This window comes from Burkholderia sp. AW33-5 (genome assembly GCF_053427615.1).
Genome location: NZ_JBSAXA010000003.1, coordinates 536,227 through 551,870 on the forward strand (window position 1 = coordinate 536,227; position 15,644 = coordinate 551,870).

Annotated in this window: 2 protein-coding genes; one reads left to right on the forward strand and one right to left on the reverse strand. The window is 70.5% G+C overall.

Translation table 11 applies throughout. From position 1 onward, the window contains the following. The first annotated feature begins 7 nt into the window (after window positions 1-7). Window positions 8-13,438 (forward strand): LWXIA domain-containing protein, encoded by a 13,431-nt coding sequence (locus tag ACV22V_RS09310; RefSeq protein ID WP_448013632.1) that lies wholly within the window; start codon window positions 8-10, stop codon window positions 13,436-13,438. A gap of 15 nt (window positions 13,439-13,453) precedes the next feature. On the opposite strand, the gene asnB is transcribed toward ACV22V_RS09310, so the two are convergent. Then, window positions 13,454-15,421: an asparagine synthase (glutamine-hydrolyzing) gene (gene asnB / locus ACV22V_RS09315; RefSeq protein WP_448013633.1), complete on the reverse strand. Its 1,968-nt coding sequence runs from the start codon at window positions 15,419-15,421 to the stop codon at window positions 13,454-13,456. Window positions 15,422-15,644: the final 223 nt, after the last annotated feature.

Sequence of the window (15,644 nt, forward strand, 5' to 3'; positions counted from 1 at the left end):
GACGAGCATGCTGTCGATCGACGGAATGGGACTGGGCGTCAACTGGCAACGCTTCCTGTCCGACACGCTGGACCCGGTCGTCGCGCCGCCTCCCCCGCCGCAAAAGGACGATTCGTCGACCGGCCCGGCCAACCCGACCGTGGCGCCGCCGATTCCCGTGACGGCCACGCCGTTCACCGACCCGTCGAAGCCGACCAACCCGGAAATCGCATCCGCGACGTCGCTGATCCAGAGCATGGCCGCGCAATACAGGCCGCCGCCGCCCGACATCACGGTCGAGAACGACAAGACGCGGGCGGTGCAGAAGGCGATCCAGGACGCGCAGACGCAATACGACACCGCGTCGCAATCGCTGCAGGGCGCGCAGAACGTGCTGCACCTCGCCAACCGCGACCCCGAGTCGACCCCCGACGAACGCAATGCCGCCCAGGCCAGCTACGCGAAGGCGCGTGCCGCCGCCGACGATGCGCAGCGCAACCTGAACGTCACGACCGACGCGGGCTACATGATCCTGTACGGCGAACAGGCGACGAACGACATGCCCGCCGGCATGGTTCAGTCGGATACGGGTGAAATCACGAATCCGGGCGACGCGCGCAATCTCGCCGACCAGAAGCTCGCCGCGCTGCAGGCGCTGTTCCCCGACTCCCCGCACGATCCGAACGACAAGAACTGGGCGCCGCAGGCGAGCGACTGCAAGACCCCTGTCCAGATCCGCGCGTACGACGACTGGCAGACCGCCGACGCACATGCCGCCGCGGGCGAGGCGAAATACTACGCGGATATCGCGAACTCGAATCTCGCCTATACGCAGTTTCAGTCATACCTCGCCGATCCCGACTACAAGGCGGCCGTCGACGCCGGCGTCGGGAAGTTGAACGACGCGCTCGCGCCGCTGAACCTGGAGGTGTCGCTGCCGGATGCACCGGCGTCCATGGACGCCGCGCAGCAGGCCGTCACGACCGCCGCGAAGGATGCGAACTACGCCAATGCCGCGCTCTCGGCGGCAAACGACAACGTGACGCTCGTGCAGGCGCAGCAGCAATCGGACGCGGACCACGGCAAGGAAGGCCCGACGGTCGTCGCGCCCGGCGCGATCGAGAAGGACAAGACCGCGCTCGATCGCGCGCAGACCGCCGCAGGCACGAGCAGCAGCTATCTGCAGATGTTGTCCACGCAACAGCAGGCCGACACGCTGCAGGCAAACTTCCGCGGCAAGCATGCGAGGATCGACGACGATCCGGGCGACCCGTACACGCAGCTGCAAATGGCGAAGCAGCAGGCAAGCATCGCGCACGATGCGTTCGTCGTCGCGTATGGCGGATCGCTCGCGCAGCAGTACGACGACCAGGCCGCGCAGATCGAGGCGACGGTGAAGGCGACGGCGAAGCCGCCGACCATGTGCCGCGTGCAGCCGAACTGGCTGAATGCGTCGCCGCTGTTTGCGCCGCCGTGGAGCACGGCCGCGAACGGCACGGCGAACCTGCCCGGCGCGGCGCCGCTGTTCGCATCGCCGTTTTCGGCGGCGAATCCGCTGGCGGGCGGCACACCGAACGGCGACACGCCGTCGCTCGGCACGTCGCCGTTCGTGACGAGCCCGCTCCAGCCCGCGCAAAGCGATGCGACGGCGAGCGGCACGGCGGACGCCGGCCCGACGCTGGCCGATGCGCAACGCCTGCGCGTCGTCGCGGGCGCGATCCGCGCGGCCGACGATCGCCTGTCCGATTCGGTCAACGAGCGCGCCACGAACGCGGCGCTCGCCCAGGCGCGCGACCTGCAATCGCAGAAGCACGACTCGCTGACGAACGTCCAGCAGAAATACGACGACTGGCAGGCGTCGCATCCGGCACCGCCGCGCTTCCGGCAAGTGGCCGACGGCGACATCCTGCCGGCCTTTTCGCCGCCGCTGCCGAACCCGCACCAGCGCGAGCTCGACCAGGCGAAACAGGACGCGCAGAACGCGGACAACACGGTGCAGCGGCTGCAGTTGATGGGCGAACTGGCGCATCGTCAGGTGCTGATGGACCAGTTCGATGCGGGCCTCGACGAGCGCCTGCGCTACGTGACGGACGATCACTCGGACGCGTACAAGGACTACCAGAAGGCAGCGCGCGACTTCTATTCGGCGCATCACAGCGACATGTCGAACACGCTGCTCGACGTTGCGAGCGCGAACACCGGCAATGGCGCGACGATCGATTTCGGCAAGCTGAGCGATACGCAGCAGCGCAACCTGATCGGTGTCGCGCTCGGCATGTCGCCGGACGTCGGCGGCGATCCTTCGTCGACCACCTCGGTCGCCAACGACACGCAGACGCACTTCACCAACAAGGACAAGCTGTCGGCGATCGACGGCGTGCGCAACACGCTGCTGAAGATCGGCGGCGGCGCCGGCACGCAGATCAGCGTGCGGCCGATCGTGTATGCCGCGAAAGACGTCGGCATGCAGACGACCGCGCTCTTCGAAGTCAAGGACACCAAAGGCGTCACGCAGTTCGTGGACGAGACGGCCAGCACGTACCACGACATCAACGACTACATCGACAACAACGAACTGTCGTCGGACGGCACGGTGGACATCGCGACCGGCCACAACGCGGACGGCACGCTGCAGATCGTGTCGCGCGCGGCGCACCACGACAGCGGCTTCGACAGTTTCCTCAACACGTTGACGGGCACCAAGCTCAATCTCGGGATGCTGATCGGCGGGATGGTGCTCGAAGGCATCGGCGGCGTGCTCGACGCGACGGTGCTCGGCCTGCCGCTCGGCGCGACGCTGAACGTCATCGGCACCGGCATGGCGTATACGTCGATCGCCGCGACGATGACGAGTTCGGCGCTCGACCTCGCGAACCGTGCGGACCATGGCCGCAGCTTCAACCCGTTGAGCGACGCGGGGGCGCGCTCGGATTTCATCAACCTGATACCGATGGGCGCGGCGGGGGCCTCGAAGCTCGTCGGCAGCAAGCTGTTCATGCGCGGCGTCACGGGGCTGACGCGCATGCCGAAAGTGGCGTCGTTCCTCCGCGGCGCCACGAAGGTCTTCGCGGTCGGGACCGGCGTGGCCGGTGCGACCGAGTCGTTCTTCGAGGCCGGGGCCGACTACCTCAGCGGCAATGCCGACGCGGGCAACAAGGCGCTCGTCGGCGGCCTCACGAACGTCGCGCTGATCGCCGCGGGCGGGCTCAAGGCGCGCGCGGTCACGGGCGTCGTCAATCGCACCGGCATCGTCGCGCGCACGACGGACGGCAAGGCAGTGACGATCGACGGCCAGACGATCCGGCAACTGCTGAACAACGGCGGCGACGCGTCGCTCGCGGCCGGCCGCAATCGCGCGACCTTCGACGGCGAGCGCGTGACGGTGTCGCACGACGGCACGCTGATGGTCGGCGACAACGTGCTGACCTATGACGGCAAGCCGATCCGCATGCTCGACAACGCTTCGCGCAAGGCGTTGCCGACGGGCGAATCCGTCGTGCTCGGCGCGGACGGAAAACTGTCGCTCGCTTCGGTTTCCGACAAGAACTGGACCAACGGCACGCGCATCGACTCGCTGACCGACACGGGCGAAAGCCTGTCGTTCGGCCCGGGCGGCCGGATGAGCACGACGCCGAAGATCGCGGCGAGAACGCGGCTCGATCTGCTCGACAGCGCGTTGCAGCAGGCGCGCGACGCGTACACCGCCGAGAACGGCGGCGAACAGACGGCACGCAGCCTCGCGCAGACGACGACGCAGGACGACACGGCGAGCGCCGCGACCGACGCGCGCAGCACGCGGCGCACGAGCGAGGAACGCGCACGCATCGACGAGCAGCGCGACGAAAGCGATGCCGATCACGCGACGAATGCAGGCAGCAACCGCCGCAGCGCCGACGCGCACGCGATGCGGTATCGTCCGCTCGACACCGATACGCCGGCCGGCGCCGGCAATCGCGAGACGCCCGGGGCCGCGCGACCGCGCGTCGACGTCCGGGTCGTCGATCTCGCCGACGAGGCGCCCGCCACCCGTCCGGCGACGTCCGACCCGGCCGGCATCGCGGTACCGCGCGGGCCGCGCGCGGAACCGATGAAGATCGGTGATCGCACGGTGTACATCGTCCGCGACGGCGCCGAAGCGGACGCCCCCGCTGTCGGCGGCGTCCGTCCGCAGGACCTCGAGGAACCCGTCATCGTCGTCGCGGGCGAACACGACGGGCTACTCGCGCCCGAACTCGCGAACCGCTGGCAGAAGGCCATTTATGCGGCCGCGCCCGATGCGTTCGGCACCGATGGCCAGTTGCGCCCCGATGCGCGCGTGCTCCGCTTCGACCCCGCGCCGGACACCGAGGCGGCCGCCGGCCATGTGGCCGCCGACGAAACGCCGCACGCAAATTCGCCACGCGACCCGCGCGACGATACGGTGATCGTGCTCGCCGGCAGGCGCGGCCCGAACGAGCCTGCGGTGCCCCAACCCGCCGCGACGCGTCAACCGGTGAACGCGCTCGACGGTAGGTTCAGCCCGCCGAACCGGGTGCTCGTGCTGATCCGCCCGGAACGCACCGATGCGGCGCAGCGTGCGCCTGCCCGCGACGGGACGGCGCCGGACGAATCCCGCACGGCGCCCGCCGCGCGCGCGGACGGCGCAAAGCCGCGATCCGCAACGACGAGCGACGCCGCGACGCAGCCCGATACCGATCTCGCGGCGGCGCACCCGGAATTGACGGAAGCCGCGCCGCCCGAAGCAGCCGCACCGGATAACCCCGGCCGCTTCACGCAGGTGCAGTTCCGTTTCGGCGGCGCGCCGCTCCCCGAGGCCGTGCAGGCGCTCGCGATGCAGTCGGCGACCCTCGTGACGCAACTGCGCATGCTCCACGACGCCGGCTGGCGCGTGAAGGTCGGCAAGCGAGGCGGCGGCAGCTACATCGATCCGCGCAGGCGCCGCATGACGATCGACGGCGCGCTCAAGGATCCCGGCAGCATCACGTACACGCTCGCCGGCGAGGCGCGACAAGCGGTGGAAGCGATGCACGGCGTGCTGAAGCCCGACTACGGCGATCGCGGCCGCTTCACGCGCAAGGCCCTCGAAGCGGAGGCGCGCGCGCAGATCAACGCGTTCGAGGCGCGCTACGAGATCGCCCTCTCGAGCGGCGTCGACATCGCCGAACACGCGCATCTGCCCGAAGGGATCGCGCGCGAGGGGGTCGACTGGCAGCGCACGTCGGGCGATTACACGGGAACGGTCGGGCGGCTCGCCGACCTGTTCGCCGATGCGCCGGTGTCCGGACGCGACGGGCAGACCTTCAGCGCGTTCTACGACGACGTATGGGCGCGCCAGAAACGCCGCGGCGGCATTCCGCGCCGCATGCCCGCGCCGCGCATGCACGCCGCCGGCGACGCGCCGGACGACAGGCAACACCTCGACGCGCGCACCGCGTGGAGCCACGCGCATGCGGTGCTCGCGTCGCCGTTCGGCGACGGCCGCCCGGTACCCGACGCGGCCGACCTGCACGCGCGCCGCGACGGGCACATGGCGCGATTGCCAGATCGCAACCTCCTCGTGCTGCACGCGGACACGCTGCCGGACGGCACGCTGCTCGTCGACGGCGAGCCGGCCAATGTGCACGAATACACGCTCGCCCAGGCGCCGTGGAGGCTGGTCAAGGACGCCGACACGATCGTGCTGTCCGCGAAGCGCGGCGGCAATGAAACCGCCGCGCGGCTCGCGAACGTATTGCAGCGCGCCGTCTACGCGCCGCCCGAGCGTGCCGTCGGCGACGACGCAGCCGTGCTCGACACGCGCGTGTTCCACCGCTTCGACCCGGCGCCCGCGGCGCCGCACGCCCTCGGCGAACTCGCGGCCGACGCCGAGGGCGTCCATCTCGCCGGCGACCCGGGCACGCGGATCGACGTCGAGCACAACGTCGGCGCACTGCTTGGCGCGGGCGCGCGCAAGACCGCGTTCACGCTCGGCGACGACGCGGCGCTCGTCACGGTCGATCACGGCCCCACGCCGTTGGCGCCGCGGGAGGCGCCCGAATCGCTCGACGCACGGCGCGCGGCCGACGAGCAGCTCGTGAACGCCGAACGTCAGGCGCTTCAGGAACTCGAAGCGCTGGGCATACGCACCGTGCAGCTGCACGGTCCGTTTCGCTCGCTGGGCGGCATCGTCTCCGCGCTGGTCCACCCGCTCGGCGTGTTCCACAGCGACGCGTTCGCGACAGGCGCCCTGCCGTCCTACATCTCGCGCGCGGGGATCCAGAACATCCTGCGGCTGCACGATGTGCTCCACCAGTCCGGCATCGGCTTCGACCTGCAGGGCATCTTCACGCGCTCCGGCGACTTCCTGGTCAGCGATCCCGGACGGATTCGCCGCGACGACTACGGATCGCACCAGATCTCGCTGTCGCGGCTCGCGGAAATCGAGCGCGGCGTCGTACGCTGGCTCCAGTCGAATGAAACCGGCACCACGCTCGCGCAACGTGACGGAGCGCTGCCGTCCGACGCGTTCGTGCAGAAGCCGTCGCCGATCATGCGCGTGCGGATGCGCGTCGGCGGCGTGCCGCTGCCCGACGCCGTCACCACGCTCGCGCTGCAGTCGGACACGCTCGCGGCGCAATTGCGCATGCTCGACGCCAACGGCTGGCGCGTGCGCGTCGGCAAGCGCGGCGGCGGCAGCCGGATCGATACGAAGCACAGGCGCGTGACGATCGACGGCTCGCTGGCCGACCCCGAATCGATGACGTACGTGCTCGCGCACGAGACCAAGCATGCGGTCGAGGCGATCGAAGGCACGCTCGGGCTCGACTACAGCGACCGCGGCCGTTTCTCGCGGACGGCCTTCGAAGCCGAGGCACGCGCGCAGATCAACGCATTCGAGGCACGTTACGAAATCAAGCTGACGAGCGGCATCGACATCGCCGCGACGGTGCGGTTGCCCGATGCGCTGCAGCGCGAAGCCGACGCGTGGCAACCGTCGACCGATCCCGCCGTCGCCGTCGCGCGGCTCGCCGATGCGTTCGCCGATGCGGCTGTGTCGGGCACCGGCGGCAAGACGTACACGGCGTTCTACGGCGACGCGCACGCGCGTGCAAAGGCACGCGGCATGCGCGCGATGCCGGCGCCGGAAACACGCGCCGCGCGCGGCGACGCGAACGACGGGCCGCACACGATGCGCGAGATCCAGGCGCAGCGTGCGGCGTGGTCGCAGGCCAACGCCGCACGCGACGCGTCGCCGTTCGGCGCCGGCGGCCCGCCGCCGCTCGATACGCTGTCGTTCCTGCGCGACGGCCGCATCCTGATCGATCCGGTCACGCGTCTCGCGATCGTGCCCGCCGAGACGCTGCCCGACGGCACGCTGCTCGGCCCCGACGGGCAGCCCGTCGATCCGCATACGTTCACGCTGCTCAATCCGCCGCCGTCCGACCCGGGCTATACGACGATCCTGTCGGCGCGGCATGCGAACGAAGGCGCGGCCGCGCAGCTCACGAACCTGTGGCAGCGCGCGATCTACACCGCGCATCCGGACGCGGTCGGCGCGGCGGGCGCGTTGGCCGACCTGTCCGGAACGAACCGCTACGTGCCGGCCGCGTATCGCCAGCCGTCGCTCGGCGAGCTGTCGGTCGACCCCGTGCACGGCCATCTCCATCTCGGCGACGATCCCGCCAGGCGCGCCGATCCGGCGGATTTCCTCGGGCCGGTGCTGGGCTCGGGAGCGGACAAGACCGTGTTCGACGGCGGCGCCGGACAGGCGATCGGCGTGTACCGCGACGACTCGGCCGACGGCGTCGCCGACGCCCATGCGGCCGTCGATCTCGAACAGAGCGGGCTCGCGATGCTGCACGACGTCTACAAGTTGCCGACCAGCACCACCGACGGGCCGTTCACCGTCGGAAACCACGTCGCGGTCGTGCTGAAGCCGTCCGCGCAGCTCAGCAGCGTCGACGTCGAGCTCGACATCGGGCTGCCGAGCGTGGTGTCGGGCAAGGGTCTGGCCGACCTCGAGCGGATCCGCCGCGTCACGCAGACGCACCATCTGCTGTACGACTTCCAGGTGCTGTTCGGCCGCAACGGCGACGTGATGCTGCACGATCCCGGTCACCTCAGGCCCGGCGCCGACCCGGACGGCAGCGTACTCGGGCGAATCGACGAAGTCGCCGCGAAGATCCACGACGGAATCGCGACCGGCCGTATCCGGCTCGCGCATCCGGCGTTCGTCGAAGCCGGCGCGTATGCGCCGCGGCCCGGCGCGATCGGGCGCGTCGTCACGACCTTCCGCGGCATCGTGCTGAAGCTGCACGCGCACGCGCTGGCCGCGCGTTCGCCGACGCTGCGGGCGCAGATGCGGCTCGCGCGGTGCGACGGCTGGAAGGTGAAGCTCGGCGCCCCCGGCGGCGGCCAATACGTGGACGCGGCGCGGCGCGTGATCGTCCTCGACGGCAACACGCGTCGCGCCGGCACGCTGGTGTTCGCGCTCGCGCACGAGGCGCAGCACAGCGTCGACATCTCGACGGACACCCTCGGCATCGACCGCAGCAGCCCCGAAGCGTATGTGAGGAGCCTGCTGCTCGCGGAAGCGCGTGCGCAACTCAACGCGTGTCGCGTGCGCGACGAAATCCTCGCGGCCGGCGGCCCCGACATCGCCGCGCACGCGCAACTTCCGGAGGCGCTCGCCCGCGCGGCGGAGCACGCGTTCGCGAGCGGCGACGAGGCAGCGCTCGATGCGCTCGCCGATACGTTCGGCGACATGCGCACGTCGCTGCCCGGCAAGCCGACCTATCGCGCGCTGTACGCCGAGCAGGCGCGCGCCGAATTCGCCGGCCGGCCGGCGCCGGCGAAGCTCGCGGCACCGGCGCGCGGCGGCGCACGGCGCGGCCGCTACGCGATCGACAGCGCGGAAATGACGCGCGCGCGCGCGTGGCTCGACGAACGCGGCATGCGCACGCTCAGACGCGTCGACGGCACGCATGCGCCGTCGCTGCGCGCACTCGTGCGGCAAACCGGCGTCGATACCGAACTGCTGATTGCGCGCGCCGGCCCGGTGACGCCCGACGCGCCGCCCGAATTCGTCGCGTCCGCGCGCATCGATGCGAACGGCGCGATCAAGCCGCCGAAATTCGTCGGCAACACGCTGACGCAGGACGAACGGGAATGGCTCGGGGCCGCGCTGGACACCGCGCTGGACGCGGCCGATCCCGCGCAGGCCGCGGCCGCCCGCCAGGCCTTCGCGTTCCATGCGTCGCCGGTGTCGCTCAACGAACTGCGGTCGCTCGGCGGGGTCGCGAAGATCGAGCCCGTGCGCGACGGCAAGCCGGTGACGTTCACGCAGCCCGGCCGCGTGACCCACCGCTACGTCGCCGCGATCGTCGCGCTGGACAATACGAAGCACTACCGCAGCGCGCACAAGGCGATCGCGGCGGCCGCCGAGTCCGACACGATCTACGCGGTCGACCAGGCAAGCGGCGAAATTCGCGGCCACGCACGCTACGACAGCAGCCACGGCGTCTGGCAATACCAGGAGAACGCGCCACTTGCGCACACCCGTGTCGCGCAACGGCCCCTGGCCGGCGCGTACCCGCGACGTGCGCAAGTGCGCGTACGGCCGCACGGCAAATCGCACGGCGTGCCGCTCACGCGAGCACGCGCGCGCGGCATGACGTTCGCGGTCAGCAGCATCGCCCCGGCGACGCTCGAACGGATCGGCAACCGCTTCGATCCGGTCAAGCCGCCGAAAGCCGGCAAGCCCGACAAGCTGCCGCGGCCGGGCCTGCGCTATCTCGGCCATCTGGGGCTCACGAGAACGCTGAACGCGCCGCGCCGCGTCGCCTTGCTGACACGCAACCGCGCCGCCGCGGTGCTCGGACGCGGGCGCACCGGCGCCGCCCTCCCCGCCGGCGGCACGCGCGCGGCCGATCCGGCTACGCGGCTGTTCGAGAAGAACGTGTTGCCCGCCGGCAAGGACGCGGCACTCGATTTCAGCGGCCACAACGCCGTGCACCTGCTCAGCGTCGCCGAATTCGGCGGCCTCGAGGCGGGCAAGCATCACATCTACGTCTACGACACCGCGGAACCGCTGACCGACCGGCTCGACGCGCCCGAGGGCATGCTGGTGCCCGACGCGAACGGCAAGCTGACGTGGCACGACCCGCACACCCCGTCCGCGCCGGGCGTGCCGCTCGAGTCGTCGCCGATCGGTGACGGCCCATACGGCGCCAACGTGCATCTGCTGCTCACAGAACTGACGCCCGCCGAACTGGCCGCGCATGCGCGCGGCACACGGCTCGCGGCGCTGACGCGGCGCCTCGCGCACCTCGAAGCGATCGAACGGGACAAGTCGCCCGGCACGTTCGCGTCGCTGCGCACGTGGGCGAGCCAGCAGGCGCGTGACGCGCGCCGCGCGCGCAACGCGCTGAAGAAGCAGATCAAGACCGAGAAGGACGCTGCCAAGCGCCTCGGCCAGCCCGTGCCCGCCAACCCGAAGCTCAGGATCAGGCCATACCAGCCGTCGCTCGTCAGCGCGACGCTCGTCGAATGGAAGCGCCTGTACGGCGACGGCAACGTGTCCGGCCTGTTTGCGCACCTCGAACGGATCGACGCGCTCGCGAAGCGGGAACGCGACCCGCGCCTTGCGTCGCTCGAGCTGATCGACACGCCGCCCGATGCGCCGCCGCCGGCGATGATGGCCGACGCAGCCGCGTGGCGCGGCACCGGCATGCCGCTGTACGTGGCGCGCGACTGGTCCGGCGGCGGCGCACGCTATGCGCCGGTGCCGTTCTGGAAGCGCGCGCAGCGTGGCCTGAGCACGGCCGCGGCCACCGACCGCGCGCTGCGGCGCGCGTTCCTCGGGACCAGCGAGGCATTGCAGCACCGCATGGTGCCGATGAGCCGCGCGCACCGGCTGTCCGACGATCCGGCGCCGTTCGTCCGGCAGATCGTGCGCAACGGCGGCGTGATGCCGGTCGTGACGATCCCGATCGATCCGCACACGCTCAACGCCACGCGCGGCGCGAAGCACGACCCGGAATTCGTCGGCGACGTGAAATCGATCGGCAACCAGAAGACCGCGAAGATCGACTACTGGGAAGGCACGATCACCGGCGAAAACGGCGCCGTCATGCATCTCGACGACCTGACCGAGGCGAATCTGCATCGGTGGCTCGACGCGGCATCGCAGGCAGGTTTCCTGCTGCGCCTCGAAATGGCGCCCGCGCGCGCGCTCGTGTCGTCGGAGGACAACCGGCATCTGGCCGGCACCAACGACGGCTATCACCATCACGCACGCCTCGGCGAGCTGCTCGAATCGTGGGCCGACGCGCATCCGGGCGCCCCCGCGCCGCACGTGATGGTGACGTTTCACGGATGGGATGCCGTGCCGGAGCCGGTGCCGGGCGCGGGCCATCTGGCGCTCGTCAACTCGCTGCTCGACCGGCCGACGCTGAAATGGGTGCATGTCGGCCTGTCGTACGCCACGCACGGCGCCGACTTCATCGCGAATCAGGAACTGACGACCGCGCTGGCCACGATGCTCGTCGACCGCGCGCAGGCGGAAGCCGCCGCGCGGGCCGGCGCGAAACCGGTCGAAAGCACGCTCGAGCGGTTGCACGGCTCGGATGCGCTGACGCGCGTGTTCGAGCGCGTCGACCGCGCCACGCTGGCGGACCAGCACCAGATGCTGCTGGCCGAAATCGAGCGGATCGGCCGCGCCAGGGGCCTGCCGCCCGACGCGATCGCGGCCTTGCGGCAGGGAATCTACGAAGGCAACACGACGCGGCTGCTGAATCGCGCGCGTTACGCGACGTCGACGTTCGCGACCCGGGCCTGGGCAGCAAACCGGCAATCCGCACCGAAGGCGGACGCGCCCGGCCGCAAGTTCACCGAGACCTGGCTGGCGAGCGTCGGCGCCCGGCTGCGCGCACCCGGCCAGGACACGACGCTGCGGCCCGGCCAGAGCGGCCCGGCGCCGCTCGCGCCGTGGCGCGAGATCGTCCGGCAACCGGCACTGATCGTCGACGACTCGCTGCCCGTCAGCGACAGCCGGCTCGTCAGCGCGCAGGCGGTCGCGCACGTCGCGGCGGACGATCCGCTCGCCGCCTACGCCGAACTGAATGCGCTGCGCCTGCAGCAGGTGGAGCGCTCGTGGTCGCTGCTCAACTGGAAGAACGTGCTGTCCGGGATGGTCGGCATCGGTGCCGGCGTCGCCGTCCATCACATCGGCCTCACGCCGACGAACTACAGGCAGGCGGCCAACACGACGTTCGTCGGCGTGCGGACCGGCCGCCTCGTCCAGGCGTTGCATCAGGACACGCTGCGCGCGCTGCAAAGCGGCGATCCGCGGCTCTTCAACCATGTGATCGACCGCTTCATGAGCGGCCTCAACAACCAGTTGTCGGCGCACCGGATGCACGAGGACCAGCGTCGCGCGTCGCTGATCCGGCTGGCGGACGAAGGCCGCGCGAAGATCAACCTGCAGCTCGAACTGCATCGCAGGCAGTCGCTGCCCGCCGACAAGACGGTCGAATATACGAAGCTGATCGCGAACGACATGGTCCAGCAGATGCAGGGGGTGCTGGCCGGCACGTCGATCCAGCAGCTCCATCACGGCAATCCGCGCCGCTTCCTCGGCAAGGTCGGCCGCACGGCGGCGATCGCCGGCTACGCGAGCCTCGGCGAGCTGTCGCTGCATACGCTGCTCCAGGATCCTTCGCTGGTGCCGTTCCTCGGTACCGCCGGCGCGCTGCTCGGCCTCACCTACACGGGGCTCGTTCAGGCGAGCGCGTTCACGCACCTGAGCATCGAGCGGCGCAGCCGCGTCGTGCGCTTCATCGACACCGCCTCCGACCTCGCGAGCATCGCGGGCGGCTACATCGGGCCGTTCGTCGGCTCGGCGCCGACGATTCACGCGAACCTGCCGATGGCGATCTCGTCCTTGAGCTCCGCGACGCTGCTCGCGCTCGCACGCACCGACACGCATTTTCCGAACCTGACGAAGCGCGTCACCGGCAAGATGCCGACGATCCTGCTGCTCGCGCCGATCGGCATCTACGTCGGCAACTGGCTCTATACGGCGTTCGGCGGCAGCGGCAGCGGCAAATCGACGCCGCCGACGGGTTCGACGAAACCGCCCGGCCCGCCGGCGGGGCCGCCGTCAGGCACGCACGTGCACGTGGCGCCGGCGACGCCGGCAACGCCAACTGCCCCGTCGGGCACATCGAGCACGCCGAGCACGCCGAGCACGTCCAGCGCGCAGCCCTACATCGTCGTCGAAGGCGATTCGCTGTGGGTCATCGCCGACCAGCATCGTCAGTCGCTGCTCGATGCCGCGCACGTGTCGCGCGCCGATCAGCAGACGATGACGCGCGGCGAACAGGACGCGCGCGCGCTGAACGAGATCCTGCAGCTCAATCCGTCGGTCGCGCACGATCCGAACCGCCTGTCGATCGGCACGCCGCTGATCGTGGGCTGAAATCGGCGCCGCGCGTTACGCCGCCCGCTGATGTTCCAGCCACGCCTGGAACATCAGCACCGTCCACAGCTGGTGCTGCCAGTTCATCCGGCCCGCCTGATGCTGGCGCCACAGCCGCTCGACGGCCGCCGCATCGAAGAAGCCCTCGTCGCGCAGCCGCGACGGCTGCAGCAGCGCGTCGGCCCAGTCGCGCAACGCGCCGCGCAGCCAGTGATCGACGGGCGCGCAGAAGCCCTGCTTCGGCCGGTCGATCAGCGCCGGCGGCACGTACCGGTAAAGCAGCCGGCGCAGCAGCGCCTTCGACGGCCCTTCCGGCAAGCGCACCGACGCGGGCAGCCGCCACGCGAATTCGACGACGTGATGGTCGAGGAACGGCATGCGTGTCTCGAGGCTGACCGCCATCGCCGCGCGGTCGACCTTCGCGAGAATGTCGGTCGGCAGGTACGTGAGCGTATCGATCGCCATCGCCTGCTCGGCAAAGCTCAGGTTCGCGGGCCATGCGGACACCGTATCGAGCGGCGTCGGCGGCTCCTGGCCGCTGAGCGCGATGCGCTCCGGATGATGCACCGACGACATCAGCAGCCGGTACAGCCCGATGCGGCTCTCGGCCGTCATCACGTGGCCGAGCTTGTGCAGCCGGTCGCCGATGCGGGTCGCCGAGTCGCGCGCTTCCACACCGCCCCATGCGCCCTGCGCGACCGCCGCGAGCTGGTCCGCGTGATCGGGGCGCAGCGCGTGCAGCGCGGCGGCGATCCGCGCGCGCACCGCCGCCGGCACGCGATGCAGCTTGCGCCACAGGCGCGGCGTCAGGAAATAGCGCGTATAGCCGCCGAACAGCTCGTCGCCGCCGTCGCCGGACAGGCTCACCTTCACGTGCCGGCGCGTCAGCTCGGACACGAGGAAGGTCGGAATCTGGGAGGCGTCGGCGAACGGTTCGTCGTAGATCGCCGGCAGCTTCGGCACGACGCCGAGCGCATGGTCGGCCGTCACGTAAAGCTCGGTGTGGCGCGTGCCGAGATGGCGCGCAACCGCCTTCGCGTAGCCGGCTTCGTCGTAACCGGCCTCGTGAAAGCCGATCGTGAACGTGTCGACCGGGTTCGCCGACTGCGCCTGCATCAGCGCGACGATCGCCGACGAATCGATACCGCCCGACAGGAACGCGCCGAGCGGCACGTCGGCTTCCATCTGCCGCGCAACCGCCTGGCGCAGAACCGTGTCGAGCTGCCCGACCGCCTCGTCGGCGCTGCCCTCGAACGGCCGCTCGCGGCCCGCTTCGATCGCCTGCTCGAGCGTCCAGTACGCGCGCACGCGCGGCGTGTCGCGCGCATGCTCGAACTGGATGAAGGTGCCCGGCGGCAGCTTGCTGATGCCGCGATAGATCGTATGCGGCGCCGGCACGCTCGACTGGCGCAGGTACAGGCACATCGCGTCGCGATCGATCGTGCCGTCAAAGCCCGGATAGCCCCGCAGCGCCTTCAGCTCCGACGCGAACACCAGTGCGTCGCCGATCCGGCCGTAATAGAGCGGCTTCTCGCCGATCCGGTCGCGCGCGAGCGTCAGCACCCGCGACGCGCGGTTCCACAGCGCGAACGCGAACATGCCGGTCGCGCGCCGCAGCGTCGCCTCGACGCCCCACGCGACGATCGCCGCGATCAGCACCTCGGTGTCGGAGTGGCCGCGCCACGCCGGGGCGCGACCCGCGCGCTCGAGCTCCGCGCGCAACTCGCGATGGTTGTAGATTTCGCCGTTGAAGACCATGACGTAGCGGCCGCACGCGGATGCCATCGGCTGCCGGCCGTGGACCGACAGATCGACGATCGCAAGCCGCCGGTGACCGAGGGCGATGCCAGCCTCCGGGTCGACCCAGAGGCCCTGCCCGTCGGGCCCGCGATGCGCGACGCTCGCCGTCATTCGCGCGAGCGTGCCGCGCGCTGTCTCCTCATCGAAGGCGACGCTATTCAGAAAGCCGTCGATTCCGCACATTTGATTTGTCTGCCTCTGTTGACCTGGTCCGTCAGCGGCGGCGCAACCTCGCGGCCCGCCGCCCGGCTGACGGTCAAGCCATATTACGAAGAAATAAATCAGCAATAATTCATGGATGAATGTCGGACAAATCCGGAAAAAAAGCCGCGTCAAGCCCGACGTGCAATCGGCCCGGCAAACTGGAAAAGGGTCCACATCACGGCGCATCGGCGAACGGCGTGCA

What these genes read in the sequence shown, in the direction of transcription:
- ACV22V_RS09310 (WP_448013632.1), top strand. Translation starts at nt 8, where the DNA reads ATGCTGTCGATCGACGGAATGGGACTGGGCGTCAACTGGCAACGCTTC.
- asnB (WP_448013633.1), bottom strand. Translation starts at nt 15,421, where the DNA reads ATGTGCGGAATCGACGGCTTTCTGAATAGCGTCGCCTTCGATGAGGAG.